The sequence below is a fragment of the Streptomyces sp. NPDC005266 genome (assembly GCF_040607655.1).
Classification (GTDB): Bacteria; Actinomycetota; Actinomycetes; order Streptomycetales; family Streptomycetaceae; genus Streptomyces.
On record NZ_JBEXHC010000020.1, the window covers coordinates 130364 to 145169 of the forward strand.

The window sequence follows — 14806 nt, forward strand, 5'->3', positions numbered from 1 at the left end:
GCGGACCCCCGTCAGCCCTCGTAGGACTCCAGCGGCGGGCAGGAGCAGACGAGGTTACGGTCCCCGAAAGCCCCGTCGATCCGCCGCACCGGCGGCCAGTACTTGTCGGCGGCGAAGACCCCGGCCGGGAAGACAGCTTCCTCCCGGGTGTACGGGTGGTGCCACTCCCCGCCCAGCGCGGCGGCCGTATGCGGCGCGTTCCGCAGCGGGTTGTCCTCCTTGGCCCACTCCCCCGAGCCGACCTTCTCGATCTCCGCGCGGATGGCGATCATCGCCTCGCAGAACCGGTCCAGCTCGGCCAGGTCCTCGCTCTCCGTCGGCTCGATCATCAGCGTCCCGGCGACCGGGAACGACATCGTCGGCGCGTGGAAGCCGTAGTCGATCAACCGCTTGGCCACGTCGTCGACGGTCACCCCGGTCACCTTGGTGAGCGGTCGCAGATCGACGATGCACTCATGGGCCACCAGACCGCCGGGACCGGTGTAGAGCACCGGATAGTGCGGCTCCAGCCGCTTGGCGACGTAGTTGGCGGAGAGCACCGCGACCTGGGTGGCGCGGCGCAGCCCCTCGGCGCCCATCAGCCGGATGTACGCCCAGGAGATCGGCAGGATCCCCGCGGAGCCCCACGGAGCGGCCGAGACCGGGCCAACGCCGGTGGCCGGTCCCGCGGCGGGCTGCAGCGGATGGTTGGGGAGGTAGGGCGCCAGGTGTTCGCGCACCGCGACCGGGCCGACGCCGGGGCCGCCGCCGCCATGCGGGATGCAGAAGGTCTTGTGGAGATTCAGATGCGAGACATCGCCGCCGAACCGGCCCGGCTCGGCGAGCCCGACCAGCGCGTTGAGGTTGGCGCCGTCCACGTACACCTGGCCGCCCGCGTCGTGCACGGCCCCGCAGATCTCGGTGATGTGCTCCTCGAAGACCCCGTGCGTGGAGGGGTAGGTGACCATGAGCACGGCCAGCTCGTCGCCATGCTTCTCGATCTTGGCACGCAGATCGTCGGTGTCCACCTCGCCGTCCTCACCGGTCTTGACGACGACGACCTTCATGCCGGCCATCACGGCGCTGGCCGCGTTGGTGCCGTGCGCGGAGGACGGGATCAGACAGACGGTGCGCTGGGTGTCCCCGTTGGCCCGGTGGTACGCCCGGACGGCGAGCAGCCCGGCCAGCTCGCCCTGCGATCCGGCGTTCGGCTGGAGGGAGACCTTGTCGTAGCCGGTGACCTCGGCCAGCCGCTCCTCCAGCTCACGGATGAGCGTGAGATAGCCATGGGCCTGCTCGATGGGCGCGAAGGGGTGCAGCGCGCCGAACTCGGACCAGGTGACCGGCTCCATCTCGGCGGTGGCGTTGAGCTTCATGGTGCAGGAGCCGAGCGGGATCATGCCCCGGTCCAGGGCATAGTCCCGGTCGGCCAGGCGCCGCAGATAGCGCAGCATCGCGGTCTCGGAGCTGTACTGGTGGAAGACCGGGTGGCTCAGATACGCGTCGGAGCGCAGCAGATCCGTGGGCAGCGCGTCGGCCGCCGTGGCGTCCAGCTCATCGATAGCGGGAACACCGGGCATGCTGTGGCCGTCGCCGCTCCCGCCGTCCACGCCGAAGGCGGACCATACGGCGCCGAGTTGGGCGCGCCCGGTGGTCTCGTCGCAGGCGACGCCGACGTGGTCGGCGTCGGTGAGCCGCAGGTTCACCCCGGCCTCACGAGCGGCGGCGACGACCTCGGCGGCGCGGCCGGGCACCCGCGCGGTGAGGGTGTCGAAGAACGCGTCGTGCACCAGCTCGACACCGCCCGCCCGCAACCCCTCGGCGAGGACCGCGGCGTAGCGGTGGGTGCGGCGGGCGATGGCCGCGAGCCCGTCCGGCCCGTGGTACACGGCGTACATCCCGGCCATCACCGCCAGCAGGACCTGGGCGGTGCAAATGTTGCTGGTGGCCTTCTCCCGGCGGATGTGCTGCTCACGGGTCTGCAGGGCGAGCCGGTACGCCTTGTTGCCAGCGGCGTCCACGGAGACGCCGACGAGCCGGCCGGGCAGGCTGCGCGCGAAGGTGTCCCGTACGGCCATGAAGCCGGCGTGCGGGCCGCCGAAGCCCATCGGCACGCCGAACCGCTGGCTGCTGCCGACCGCGATGTCCGCGCCGAGCCGGCCGGGCGGGGTCAGCAGGGTGAGCGCGAGCAGATCGGCGGCGACGGTGACGATGGCGCCGAGCTCATGGGCCCGCTCGATGACGGGGCGCAGGTCGCGCACCGCCCCTGAGGCGCCCGGGTACTGGAGCAGCACGCCGAAGACTCCGCGCTCGGCGGCCTCCCGCGGGATGCCGTCGCTCAGGTCGGCGACGACCACCTCGACACCGGTCGGCTCGGCCCGGGTCCGGATGACCGCGATGGTCTGCGGCAGACAGTCGGCGTCGACCAGGAAGACGCCCTCCTTGACCTTGCCGACGCGCCGCGAGAGCGCCATGGCCTCGGCGGCGGCCGTGGCCTCGTCGAGCAACGAGGCGCCGGCGGTGGGCAGCCCGGTCAGATCGGCGACGACGGTCTGGAAGTTCAGCAGGGCCTCCAGCCGGCCCTGGGAGATCTCCGGCTGGTAGGGCGTGTACGCCGTGTACCAGGCGGGGTTCTCCATGACGTTGCGCAGGATCACCGGCGGGGTGAAGGTGCCGTAGTAGCCGAGGCCGATCATCGACGGCAGCACCTGGTTGCGGTCGGCGAGACCGCGCAGCTCGGCGAGGACCTCGGCCTCGCTGCGGGCCGGGGGCAGGCGCAGCGCCTCGGCGCTCTTTATGACCTCCGGCACGGCGGTCTCGGTCAGCTCGTCGAGCGAGCCGAAGCCGACGTGGGCGAGCATCTTGGCCTGCGCCCCGCTGTCGGGGCCGATATGGCGCTGCTCGAACGGAGTACCGCGCTCCAGGTCGGAGAGTGACATGCGGTTGGGGGTCATCTGCGGGGGCCTCCTGGTCTGTAACGACCGGCGAGGGGCACCGCGGCGCGGGTGCCCGGACGGCCTCCCCCTCTGTCATCTCAACCTGAGAGCTTCACCGGTCCCCGTACCGCGAACCGGCTTTCACCGTCGGTGAGGAGGGGTTCCGGAGCCGTACTCGCCCGTGGCCCACCCTGCTTTCCAGAGTGACCTCGCCCGCACGGTACGTGTGCCTGAGAGATTCCGGGGAGGATTTGCTCCTTCGGCGCCTCCGATATCGTCGTCGGAGGACTCTCCCGCACGGGGTCTGCAGCCACAGTCAGCGTACCAGCGCATCTGTCGCGCGGGCCGGTCGCGACCGCTCGAGTGGCCGGGCACGGCGATGTGGCTTTTTGTAGGTATCACTGGAGATCGCCACCCTGTGGGAGAGAGCGTGCAGACCGATATCGACCCGCGGACCCTGATCGGCCGCAAGGCATTCGACCGCGAGGGCGCCAAGATCGGCACCGTGGACGAGGTCTATCTCGACGACGCCACCGGCGACCCCGAGTGGGCGGCGGTACGCACCGGGCTGTTCAGCCGGGACGTCTTCGTACCGCTCGAACCGAGCGAGGTCGTCGGCGACACGCTCCGAGTGCCGTACGACCGGGCGCTGATCAAGGACGCCCCGGACTTCGGGGTGGGTCGCCATCTCTCCCCCGAGCAGGAGCTGCAGCTGTACCGCCACTACGGGCTCGATGTGACCGGCTGACCCCCGCCGACAGCTTCCTCCCCCTCCACGGGCCGCACCAGCGGCAGCGGCTCGGCCGGCTCCAGCGCCGGGTCGTCGACGGCGAAGGTGCGCACCCGCCCCGGCTCGGACCAGGGCTCCTCGAACCGCACGGTCACCCGGCCCACCCCGCTGCCCTGCACCCACCCCGCCCCGAACTCCGCATGCCGGACATCGGAGCCCGGCAGCCAGCGCCGCGGCCTCCCCGCTCCGTCAGCGGCCTCCTGCGGCCCCGCGCCCCCGGGCTCGGGCGTCTCGGCGTCCGGCCCCCGCTCCGCCTCCTCCAGGGCGGCCTGGGCGGCCTGGGCGAACAGATCCTCCTGGGTGAAGTCCGCGAGACCGCTCACGCCCACCCCCAGCAGCCGCACCCCCACTGTGGTGTCCACGCCCTCGAGCAACCGCGCAGCGGCCTCCCGCACCACCCCCGGATCGTCCGTGGGCCCGCGCAGGGTCTCCGAGCGGGTCAGCGTCGAGAAGTCGTACCGCCGCACCTTGAGGACGACCGTGCGCCCCGAGCGGCCCGCCGCGCGCAGCCGCTGGACACAGCGGTCGGCCAGCCGCGCGACCTCGAGCTGCACCCGGGTCCGGTCGGTCAGGTCGACGTCGAAGGTGTCCTCCACCGACACCGACTTGGCGTCCCGCTCGGCGACCACCGGCCGCTCGTCCCGGCCGTTGGCCATCAGATGCAGCGACGTCCCGTGGGCCCGCCCCAGCAACCGCACCAGCTCCGCCTCTCCCGCCTCCCGGGTCTCGGCCACCGTGTGGATCCCGGCCCGGCGCAGCGCCTCCGCCGTGGCGGGTCCGACTCCCGGAAGCGTGCGCACCGACAGCGGGTCGAGCAGCTCCCGCTCCGTCCCCGGCTCGATGACCACGAGACCGTCGGGCTTGGCCCGCTCCGAGGCGATCTTGGCGAGCATCTTGGACCCGGCGAGCCCCACCGAGCCGCTCAGCCCGGTCGCCGCCCGGATGTCTTCCCGCAGCCGCTCCCCCACGGCGCGCGCCGCCCGCACGCCGGCCTCGGTGCCGCCCGCCTCCAGATCCACGAACGCCTCGTCCAGACTCAGCGGCTCCACCAGCGGCGACAGGGAGTGCAGCAAGGCCATGACCACATCGCTCACCTGGCGGTAGAGAGGGAAGCGGGGGGTGAGATACGCCGCGTGTGGACACAGCCTGCGCGCCTGGGCCATCGCCATGGCCGAGTGGACCCCGAACACCCGCGCCTCGTACGAGGCGGTGGCGACGACGCCACGCGGCCCGAGGCCGCCCACGATCACCGGCTTGCCGCGCAGGCTGGGCTTGGCCGCCTGCTCCGCCGCGGCGAAGAAGGCGTCCATGTCCAGATGCAGAATCGTCGGCGCACCCCTCACACCACCGATGCTGCCGTATGCCACTGACAGGGGGAGACTCGAATGGCGGCTCGCCCCCGGCTACCGCTGGGAGGTGCCTCAGTGGGGCCCCGGGCAGTCAGCCTGCCCGGTTGCGGCGGGCCGCGAGTTCGTCGGCGGGGTTGTGGCCGACGAGCGTCTCGCCGGTGTCCACCCGCTCGCCGTGCAGCTGGGACAGCGCGCTCTCGACATCCCGCCACACCACGCCCACGGCGATCCCGAAAACGCCCTGGCCGCCCTGGAGGAGGTCCACGACCTCGTCGGGCGAGGTGCACTCGTAGACGGTCGCACCATCGCTCATCAGCGTCATCTGGGCGAGGTCGTCCAGCCCGCGGGCGCGCAGGTGCTGGACGGCCGCCCGGATGTTCTGCAGGGACACGCCCGTGTCCAGCAGCCGCTTGACGATCTTCAGGACGACGACGTCCCGGAAGCTGTAGAGCCGCTGGCTGCCCGAGCCGTACGCGGGCCGTACGCTCGGCTCCACCAGGCCCGTACGGGCCCAGTAGTCCAGTTGGCGGTAGGTGATCCCCGCGGCCGCGCAAGCGGTGGGTCCGCGGTAGCCGACCCGCTCCGTCCCCCCCGCGGGGGGCTCACGCGGGGGCGCGGCCTGTGCCGCGACCCGAGCCTTCAGTGCCGGATCGGCCGGTGCGCTCCCTGGGAGCGTATACGGACCGCCGGCCGCCGTGCCGTCGCCGGTGCTTCTCACGCCGACCTCCGTCCTCGACCTGCCTTCTTGAAGGTAGGCAGTCACCCGGGGTGCGTCAACGATCGCCACACTCGGCACGCCGAGTGATAATCACCCTAAGGGTGGTTTCCCGTATCCCTCTTCCGGGAAAGGCTACTCGAATGCGCTGGCGAGGTAAGGGCAGACCGCTCACGCACGGACCGGTTCGCCGACATCCGCAGGCGGAAGTCACTGGCTGCTGGTGCCGAAGTCCTCGGGCGAGATCTGGTCGAGGAACTCGCGGAACTTCTCCACCTCGTCCTCCTGCTCGTCCGGGATCGCGATACCCGCGTCGTCCAGCACCCCGTCACTGCCGTAGATCGGCGTGCCGGTGCGCAGCGCGAGCGCTATGGCGTCGGACGGCCTCGCACTGACCTCCACGCCGCTGGCGAAGACCAGCTCGGCGTAGAAGACCCCTTCCCGCAGGTCCGTGATCCGGACCTCCGTGAGCTGCTGGCCGACCGCCTCGAGTACGTCCTTGAATAGGTCGTGGGTCAGCGGGCGCGCCGGAGCCATGCCCTGCTGGGCGAAGGCGATCGCGGTCGCCTCCCCTGGTCCGATCCAGATGGGGAGGTAGCGGTCGCCTCCCACTTCACGCAGGAGCACGATCGGTTGGTTGGAGGGCATTTCCACCCGGACACCCACGACGTCGAGCTCATTCACACAGCAACCCTAGGACGTGCCCGCCCGGTTTGGATAGTCGGGGCCCGATCGGTCAGGTCGTCCGGACCCGCAGAGCGGACTGCACGAGAGCCGCGTGCAGCCGTACGGAGAGCGTGGCGAGCTCCCGCGCATTGGCTTCCGCATGCGCTCTGGTCTGCGGGTTTCTATGCAACCGCAGCGGAGCGACCACCTGCTCGACCAGCCCCGCCTCGCGCTCGGCCGCCGCTTTCATGATTCGCAAATGGCGTGACTCCAGACCGAAACGGCCCAGCTCGGCGAGGAGCCGGGCGACGGTCACCGCCTCGATGCCGTACCCGCCGTCCTCGGCCGGAACGATCAGCCCGTACGACTCCCATTCGGCCAGCTCGGCCTCGCTGACCTCGGCCGTCGCCAGGAGCTCGGCGCGGCCCACCCGGGCGGCCGTCGGGCCGTCCGGGACGGTCCCCGCGCCACCGTCCGTCAGCTCACGCTGCCCCGCCCCCTGGGCAACGGCGGGCAGCTGCGGCGTCTCCCCGCGCGCCAGGGCCTCCAAATGCTCCCGGATCACCTTGAGCGGCAGGTAGTGGTCACGCTGCATCCGGAGGATGTGGCCGAGCCGCTCCACATCCTCCTGACTGAATTTGCGGTAGCCGGACGGGGTGCGCCTCGGCTCCACCAGACCTTCCGACTCCAAGAAACGGATCTTGGAGATGGTGACCTCGGGGAACTCGTCCCGCAGCACATTCAGCACGGTGCCGATGGACATCGACCGGCCGCCCGCGGGGGCGGTGCCGGTATCGGCACCGCCCGACGGTGTCTGAAGCATGGACCTCCCCTGACGGGTCAGATGCCGACGCCCCGCTGGCTCGGGTAGAAGACCAGCCGGTACTTACCGATCTGCACCTCGTCGCCGCTGGCCAGCACCACCGGCGCGTCAATCTGCTCCCGGTTGACATACGTCCCGTTGAGGCTGCCGACGTCCAGGACGGTGAAGTTGCCGTCCTGACCGCGCTGGAACTCCACATGGCGGCGGGAGACCGTCACATCGTCCAGGAAGATGTCGCTCTGCGGATGACGGCCGGCCGTGGTGATGTCACTGTCCAGCAGGAAGCGGCTGCCCGAGTTCGGCCCGCGGCGGACCACCAGCAGCGCCGACCCGAGAGGCAGCGCCTCGACGGCGGCCTGGGCCTCCGGGCTGAGCGAGGGCAGCTGCGTCTGCCCGGTCACCTCGGAGTCGTACGCCTCGATGCCGGAGATCGAGATGGTCGAGGTGGTTTCCGAGGCGCGCTCGGAGGGCGCTCCGCCCCGCAGCGGCGCGCCACAGTTGGAACAGAACCGGCTGGCCTCGGCGTTCCGGTGCCCGCACCTATTGCAAACAGGCAAGCCGAACCCTCCACCACTAGAAGTCGATGGTTCCTCGAAACCTATGCGTCCGGCCGCCGAAGGGTCAACAGAAGACGCGCCCTGGCCACCCGAAATGTCGCCGCCCTGCGCGCCGACCTGGTCCCGGAAGAGCGGACGCTCCTCCGTCCCCCCTCCACTCTCCTCCGCGCTACGCGGGGCACGATGACGGGCGGTGCTGCTCCCGCCGTCCTGGCGTGCACTCTTGCCGAACAACTTCCCGAACAACTTCACGGGCGATTCCCCTTGACTGAAACAGACCCGCCCGTGGGGCAGGACAAACCCTCGATGCACACACCAGCAGACGGTCCGGACATCCTCACAACGTCCGTGACCACCAGACAGTTTCCATCACGCACGACTCTTCCGGTGCGTTGACCCCCCGCATCCACATGGTCTCCCCGAGAGACCCTCATCTCGAACCGCCTCACCGTGATGACGACCGAGCGTAGTCAGGCCGCTTCGCCGATCGCAAGGCATCCACAACGATCTTCTTCTCCCGCACGATGGACACAGTGGCCTGCTCCTTCTCCAGGCTCTGCACCACTCCGCCCGGAATGTTCAGCGCCGGCTCCAGATCCTCCGGCTTGCCGATCACCTTGACAACGTACGGGGGCGCCACTTTGCGTCCATCGATTTCGACCGTACCCCCGCTGTCCGAAAAGTAGGTGTTGGCGACCACCCGGACCTTGCCGATCTGGATCGCCTCCGCGCCCGCCGCCCGCAGCTCCTGGACCGCGTCGAGCAGCATGTCGGCCTCGACCGAGCCATGAGCGTCGTTGATGGTGATCGTGATGCCCGGTCCCTGGGCGCCGACCGTGCCCGCGAGCACGCCCAGCTGCTGCTCTTTCTGGAGCGTCTGCTTACGGGCCTCCTCGGCCTGGTCCGAGCTGTTCTCCAACTCGGTCCGCTGGCTCTCCAAGCGGCGCTTCTCGTCCTGCAGCCGCTGGGTGCGGGCGTCCAGCTCGTCGAGGATCCGTACCAGATCCTCCTGGCGGGCGCCGCGCAGCACGCTGTTCTCGTTGGTCGAGCGCACCTGGATGGCCAGGCCCAGACCGAGGCCGAAAAGCAGCACGGCGACGATCAGCTGCGCGCGGGTCACCCGCGGCGGCCATACGCCCTTCACCAGCCGCTGGCGGCCGGTCAGCGGCTCCTCGGCCGCGCTCTCGGGCTTGTCCCCGGGCGAGAACCCGGCACGCTCCCCAGTCCCGCTCCGCGGCCCGCCACCGGCCCCCGCGGACTCGGCCACGCGCGGCCGCTCACCCGGCACACCGGCCGTGGGCGCGGCGGTTTTGGGCGCGGCGATTTTGGGCGCGGCGGTTTTCGGCGCGACATCCTTGGCGGGCGGGGCCTGGGGCAGGGTCACCCGGGGCAGCGGGGGCCTGAGGGCCGGGCTCTTGAGCGTGCCCGGCTTGGGGGGCGTGGCCTGAGGCGCCGGCGGCTTCAGCGGGGCTGCCTTGCGCTGCACCGGTGCCCCGCGCTGCTCCTCGGACTTCCCGGGTGCCGGCGCGCGCTTCTCCGGCTGCTTGGGCAGCGAGGGCTGCCACGGCGTCGCCGGTCGCTCCGGCTTCGTCTGCTCACGCGGCTCTCCGGACGGCTCGGCGGTGCCGGACCACTCGGGAGTACCGGACCGCTCGGCGGTACCGGACCGCTCGGCGGTACCAGACCACTCGGGACTACCGGACCGCTCGGCGGTACCGGACCGCTCAGACGGCCCCGGCCGCTCCGGCCGCAGTGGCGTCTCCTCCCCGGACCGCTCGGGAGTACCGGACCGCTCGGCGGTGCCGGACCACTCGGGAGTACCGGACCACTCGGCAGTACGGGACCGCTCGGGACTACCGGGCCGCTCGGCGGTACCAGACCGCTCGGCGGTACCAGACCGCTCGGCGGTACCGGACCGCTCAGACGGCCCCGGCCGCTCCGGCCGCGATGGCGTCTCCTCCCCGGACCGCTCAGGCTCCACCGGCTTCTCAGGCTCCACCGGCTTCTCCGGGGTCGCCCGCTGCACCTGCTCGGGCTGCACGGCCTGCTCGGGCTGCACGGCCTGCTCGGGCTGCACGGGCTGCTCGGGCTCGCGCGGCCCCTCGGGCCGCCCCGGCTTCTCAGGGGTCTCGTCGGTCGTCATCGGCCTCACGCCCGGAACACATGGCGCCGGATCGCGGCGGCGTTGGAGAAGATCCGGATACCGAGCACGACCACGACTCCCGTCGACAGCTGGGCGCCGACGCCGAGCTTGTCCCCGAGGAAGACGATCAGCGCGGCCACCACCACATTGGACAGAAACGATACGACGAAGACCTTGTCATCGAAGATGCCGTCCAGCATGGCCCGGAAGCCGCCGAAGACGGCGTCGAGTGCCGCGACGACGGCGATCGGCAGATAGGGCTCGACCACCGTCGGCACCACGGGTCGGACCACAAGCCCGACCACGACTCCCACGATGAGGCCCAATACGGCGATCACGATGTGCCCTTCCCTGTGTCGGCGCCACCCTTGCCGGCGCCACCGGCTATCGGTTCTGCGGTACGTACGATCAGACTCGGCGCGGCCGGAAGCCGGACCGCGTCCTGGGCGGAAATGCTCGTGCGGATGTCGTAGTTCTCCTGCAGGACATGCAGGTACTGCCCGTCGGCACTGTCCTGGAAAGCGGTACTCAGCCGCTGCCCGTCCCCCACCGCGAGCACCGTGTACGGCGGTGCGAGCGGCTTGTTGTCGACCAGTATGGCGTCTCCCGCGGCCCTGATCGCCGACAGCGCGGTCAGCCGCTGTCCGTTGATCGAGATGGCCTCGGCACCCGACTCCCACAGGCCGTTGACGACGCGCTGCATGTCGTGGTCGCGCACCCGCCCCGTATCGGAGAAGTCGGCGCTCTCACGCGGTCCCCCGCCGCTGCTCGCCGCCTGCTTGGCGTCATTGACCACCAGCTTCACACCGGGGCCCGTCACCTCGTTCGCCCCCGCGAGCAGCGCGACCAGATCGGCCTTGGAGCCACCGTTCTTCTCCAGCGCCTGACGCTGCTTGTTCCCCACCTCGCCGCGGAGCTCGTCCACGCTCTTGGCGATCTGATCCGCCTTCGAGTTCCCCGACTCGATGCGGTCGATGAGTTCTCCCCGCTCCTTGGCCAGTGTGGGCGCCGATATCCGTGCCTCGGCGGCGCCGATGGTGACCACGACGGCCACCATCACCAGCCCGACAGCCAGCACCAGCCTGCCGCGCAGCGTACGCGGCAGACCCGAGCGGCCGGTCTCCCCGCGCCGTGCGGCGGCCTCCGCGTACCCGTCGTCGAGACTGTGGTCCATCACATTGGTCAGCAGCGACATGGACGCGTCGAGGCGCGGGCGCGGACTCGGCGATGCTGTGCTCCGAACGGGGGGCTGCTGCGACATGCCGCACATCGTCGCACGTCGTGAGCGCCGTCACCCAATGGCCCCACCGGCGTGCCGGATCCGAGGGCCTCGGGGCGGCGCCCCGAAGCCCTCGGATGTGCCCGAAGGGCCGTGAAATCAGCGCCCCGCGCTGTCCACGATCGCGGACCACTCGTCGAGCAGAGCCTGCGCGGACGCGTCGTCCGGACCCTCCGCCCACAGATGGGTGACCGCCTCGGCCGGGTCGGGCAGCACCATGACCCAGCGGCCGTCGGCCTCCACGACCCGCACCCCGTCGGTGGTGTCGACGTACCGGTCGCCCGCGGCCTCCACCACATGCCGCATGACGAGGCCCTTGACCGCCCACGGAGTGGCCAGATCACGTCGCTGGACGTGCGCCCGCGGAATCCGGGCGTCGATCTGACTCAGGGTCAGCTGGGTGCGCGCCACCAGGCCGATCAGCCGTACAAAGGCGGCCGTACCGTCGAAGACGCTGCTGAACTCGGGGATGATGAAACCACCGCGGCCGTCGCCGCCGAAGATGGTCGATTCCGATCTGGCGACCCGGGTGAGGTCGTCCGCGGCGGTCGTCGTCCACTCCACCTCGGTGCCGTGGTATGCCGCGACCTGCTCGGCGATACGGGTCGTGGTCACCGGCAGCGCGACCCGCCCGCTGCGCCGCTCCGCGGCCACCAGATCCAGCATGACCAGCAGCGCCCGGTCGTCCTCCACGATGCGGCCCCGCTCATCCACGAGCGAGAGCCGCTCGCCGACCGGATCGAACCGCACGCCGAAGGCCGCGCGGGCCGAGGCGACGATCTCACCGAGCCGGGCGAGCCCCGAGCGGCGGGCGTCGGCGGTCTCGGTCGGACGCGACTCGTTCAGACCGGGGTTGATGGTCAGCGCGTCCACGCCGAGCCGGCCCAGCAGGCTGGGCAGAACGAGCCCGGCGCTTCCGTTCGAGGCGTCCACGACGACCTTGAGACCGGACTCGGCGATCCCGCTGATGTCCACGGCCCGCAGCAGGGAGCCCGTGTACGAGTCGAAGACGCTCGACGGGAAGCTGAGGTCACCGATCTCCCCCGGGAAGGCCCGGCGGTACTCCTGGCGGGCATACACCCGGTCCAGCTTGCGCTGGCCGCCCGCGGACAGGTCCGCGCCGCGCTCGTCGAAGAACATGATGTCCACGGAGTCGGGGACGCCGGGGGACGTACGGATCATGATGCCGCCCGCGCTGCCCCGCGCGGTCTGCTGCCGGGCCACCGGAAGCGGCACATTCTCCAGATCCCGCACATCGATGGCGCTGGCCTGCAAGGCGGAGATCATCGCTCGCTTGAGGGCCCGCGCGCCACGGGAGTGGTCGCGCGCCGTGGTGACCGTCGAGCCCTTTTTGAGCGTCGTCGCATACGCCCCGGCCAGCCGCACCGCGAGCTCCGGGGTGATCTCCACATTGAGGATCCCGGAGACGCCGCGGGCCCCGAACAGATGGGCCTGGCCCCGGGACTCCCAGATCACCGACGTATTGACGAACGCGCCCGCCTCGATGGTCTTGAAGGGATAGACGCGGACATTGCCCTGGATGATCGATTCCTCGCCGACCAGGCATTCGTCGCCGATGACCGCGCCGTCCTCGATCCGGGCGGCACGCATGATGTCGGTGTTCTTGCCGATCACGCAGCCGCGCAGATTGCTCTGCTGGCCGACATACACGTTGTCGTGGACGACCGCCTTGTGGAGGAAGGCGCCGCTCTTCACGACGACGTTGGAGCCCACGACGGTGTGCTCGCGGATCTCGGCGCCGGCCTCCACCTTGGCGTAGTCGCCGATGTAGAGCGGGCCGCGGAGTACGGCGTCCGGATCCACATCCGCGCCTTCGGCGACCCATACGCCGGGCGAGATCTCGAATCCGTCGAGCTCGACGTCGACCTTGCCCTCCAGGACGTCGGCCTGGGCCTTCACATAACTCTCATGGGTGCCGACGTCCTCCCAGTAGCCCTCGGCGACATAGCCGAAGATCGGCTTGCCCTCCTTCATGAGCTGCGGGAAGACATCGCCGGACCAGTCGACGGGAACGTCGGGCTCGACATAGTCGAAGACTTCCGGCTCCATCACATAGATGCCGGTGTTCACGGTGTCGGAGAAGACCTGGCCCCAGGTGGGCTTCTCCAGGAAGCGCTCGACCTGGCCCGCCTCGTCGACGATGGTGATACCGAACTCAAGCGGATTGGGAACGCGCGTCAGGCATACGGTGACCAGCCCTCCCTTTTCCTTATGGAAATTGATCAGATCGGTGAGGTCGAAATCGGTCAGGGCGTCGCCGGAGATCACCAGAAAGGTGTCGTCCTTGAGCGCCTCCTCCGCGTTCTTGACACTGCCGGCGGTGCCGAGTGGCTTCTCCTCGTTGGCGTACGTGAGCTCCATGCCGAGCTCCTCGCCGTCACCGAAATAGTTCTTGACCAGGGAAGCGAGAAACTGGACGGTCACCACGGTCTCGCTCAGTCCATGCCGCTTCAGCAGCCGCAGCACATGCTCCATGATCGGCCTGTTGGCCACGGGCAGCAGCGGCTTGGGCATGGTCGAGGTCATCGGGCGCAGGCGAGTTCCTTCGCCTCCGGCCATCACGACGGCCTTCATGTCGGAAGCGTCCTCCTTGAAGAGACGACGGTCATGCCGACCGTGCGCGCCCGATGGCCCATAGATATCGCTACGGGCACCCGGCCTCACAGGTTGCCGCAACGGCGAGCTCAGTCGGCCGTGGCGTCCGCCTTGACGAGTCGGCGGACTTGCACCACGTAGAGGACTCCTGCCCACCAATAGAGTGTTGTACCCCATCCGGCGAACGCCCATCCGAAAATAGCGGCGGTCGTGTGAAGCCAGCCGCTTCCATCACTCAGAAGGAGCAAGGGGAAGGCGTACATGAGGTTGAAGGTGGCAGCCTTCCCGAGGAAGTTCACCTGGGGCGGTGGATAGCCATGGCGGCGGAGGATCCAGACCATCACCAGCAGCACCAGTTCCCGCGCGAGGAGTACCGCGGGCAGCCAGAGGGGCAGGATCTCGCGCCAGGTGAGGCCGACGAGTGTAGACAGAATGTAGAGCCGGTCGGCGGCCGGGTCGAGGATCCGGCCAAGGCTGCTGATCTGATTCCAGCGCCGGGCCAGCTTGCCGTCGAGGTAGTCGCTCACACCGCTGACCGCCAGCACCAGCAGCGCCCAGCCATCGCTCTTGGGCCCGCCGAACTCGGGCCGGAGGATCAGCCACAGGAAAAGCGGCACGCCGACGAGGCGCGCCGCGCTGAGGATGTTCGGGATGGTGAGCACACGGTCCGTCTGGACCCGTGTCTCCTGTACCTCCACCCGGGAGCCTCCTGTGAGAACAGGCCGATGATGCTCCCTGACTCTACCGGTACCGCCACCTGGGCCCCGCACCGGGGCCAAGGGCATATAACAACGAAAAGGCTCCGATAACGACAAAAAGACCCCGAAGGGAGTGTTCCCTTCGGGGTCTTTACACAAATTGTTCGGCGGCGTCCTACTCTCCCACAGGGTCCCCCCTGCAGTACCATCGGCGCTGAAAGGCTTAGCTTCCGGGTTCGAAATGTAACCGGGCGT

12 protein-coding genes, 1 rRNA gene and 1 riboswitch are annotated in these 14806 nt (G+C 70.0%); of the genes, 1 reads left to right on the top strand and 12 read right to left on the bottom strand.

What is annotated here, in order from left to right:
* Window positions 1-11: 11 nt before the first annotated feature.
* Window positions 12-2933, bottom strand: a complete 2922-nt coding sequence (gcvP, locus tag ABZU99_RS28070; RefSeq protein WP_356047342.1) for an aminomethyl-transferring glycine dehydrogenase — start codon at window positions 2931-2933, stop codon at window positions 12-14.
* A gap of 190 nt (window positions 2934-3123) precedes the next feature.
* Window positions 3124-3221: riboswitch (glycine riboswitch) on the bottom strand.
* A gap of 112 nt (window positions 3222-3333) precedes the next feature.
* On the opposite strand from gcvP, the gene ABZU99_RS28075 reads away from it, so the two are divergent.
* Window positions 3334-3663: a PRC-barrel domain-containing protein gene (locus tag ABZU99_RS28075; protein ID WP_355951703.1), complete on the top strand. Its 330-nt coding sequence runs from the start codon at window positions 3334-3336 to the stop codon at window positions 3661-3663.
* Here ABZU99_RS28075 and ABZU99_RS28080 read toward each other — a convergent pair.
* The 11 genes from ABZU99_RS28080 to rrf form a co-directional block, all read right to left on the bottom strand.
* On the bottom strand, window positions 3639-5048 hold the full coding sequence (locus ABZU99_RS28080) for a DNA polymerase IV (RefSeq protein WP_356047344.1): 1410 nt from the start codon (window positions 5046-5048) through the stop codon (window positions 3639-3641). The genes ABZU99_RS28075 and ABZU99_RS28080 overlap by 25 nt on opposite strands.
* 97 nt (window positions 5049-5145) lie before the next feature.
* Window positions 5146-5772 (bottom strand): MerR family transcriptional regulator, encoded by a 627-nt coding sequence (locus ABZU99_RS28085; RefSeq protein ID WP_356047346.1) that lies wholly within the window; start codon window positions 5770-5772, stop codon window positions 5146-5148.
* Between the two features lie 207 nt (window positions 5773-5979).
* A complete protein-coding gene (locus ABZU99_RS28090) occupies window positions 5980-6453 on the bottom strand; it encodes a bifunctional nuclease family protein (RefSeq protein WP_014058684.1) in 474 nt (157 codons plus the stop codon).
* A 52-nt stretch (window positions 6454-6505) separates the two neighbouring features.
* Window positions 6506-7258, bottom strand: a complete 753-nt coding sequence (locus ABZU99_RS28095) for a MerR family transcriptional regulator (RefSeq protein ID WP_356047348.1) — start codon at window positions 7256-7258, stop codon at window positions 6506-6508.
* 17 nt (window positions 7259-7275) lie between these two features.
* Window positions 7276-8127 (bottom strand): FHA domain-containing protein, encoded by an 852-nt coding sequence (locus ABZU99_RS28100; protein WP_355951693.1) that lies wholly within the window; start codon window positions 8125-8127, stop codon window positions 7276-7278.
* Between the two features lie 133 nt (window positions 8128-8260).
* Complete coding sequence (locus tag ABZU99_RS28105) at window positions 8261-9082, bottom strand: DUF881 domain-containing protein (protein ID WP_355951899.1); 822 nt, start codon at window positions 9080-9082, stop codon at window positions 8261-8263.
* 881 nt (window positions 9083-9963) lie between these two features.
* Window positions 9964-10296: a small basic family protein gene (locus ABZU99_RS28110; RefSeq protein WP_014058688.1), complete on the bottom strand. Its 333-nt coding sequence runs from the start codon at window positions 10294-10296 to the stop codon at window positions 9964-9966.
* Window positions 10293-11219 (bottom strand): DUF881 domain-containing protein, encoded by a 927-nt coding sequence (locus tag ABZU99_RS28115; protein WP_355951691.1) that lies wholly within the window; start codon window positions 11217-11219, stop codon window positions 10293-10295. Before ABZU99_RS28115 ends, ABZU99_RS28110 begins: the two co-directional genes overlap by 4 nt.
* Before the next feature lie 117 nt (window positions 11220-11336).
* Window positions 11337-13832: a mannose-1-phosphate guanyltransferase gene (locus ABZU99_RS28120; protein ID WP_355951688.1), complete on the bottom strand. Its 2496-nt coding sequence runs from the start codon at window positions 13830-13832 to the stop codon at window positions 11337-11339.
* A 110-nt stretch (window positions 13833-13942) separates the two neighbouring features.
* Window positions 13943-14551: a CDP-alcohol phosphatidyltransferase family protein gene (locus ABZU99_RS28125; protein ID WP_356047352.1), complete on the bottom strand. Its 609-nt coding sequence runs from the start codon at window positions 14549-14551 to the stop codon at window positions 13943-13945.
* A 162-nt stretch (window positions 14552-14713) separates the two neighbouring features.
* Window positions 14714-14806 (bottom strand): 5S ribosomal RNA (gene rrf, locus ABZU99_RS28130); the annotation flags it as partial.

What these genes read in the sequence shown, in the direction of transcription:
- gcvP (WP_356047342.1), bottom strand. Translation starts at nt 2,933, where the DNA reads ATGACCCCCAACCGCATGTCACTCTCCGACCTGGAGCGCGGTACTCCG.
- ABZU99_RS28095 (WP_356047348.1), bottom strand. Translation starts at nt 7,258, where the DNA reads ATGCTTCAGACACCGTCGGGCGGTGCCGATACCGGCACCGCCCCCGCG.
- ABZU99_RS28115 (WP_355951691.1), bottom strand. Translation starts at nt 11,219, where the DNA reads ATGTCGCAGCAGCCCCCCGTTCGGAGCACAGCATCGCCGAGTCCGCGC.
- ABZU99_RS28120 (WP_355951688.1), bottom strand. Translation starts at nt 13,832, where the DNA reads ATGAAGGCCGTCGTGATGGCCGGAGGCGAAGGAACTCGCCTGCGCCCG.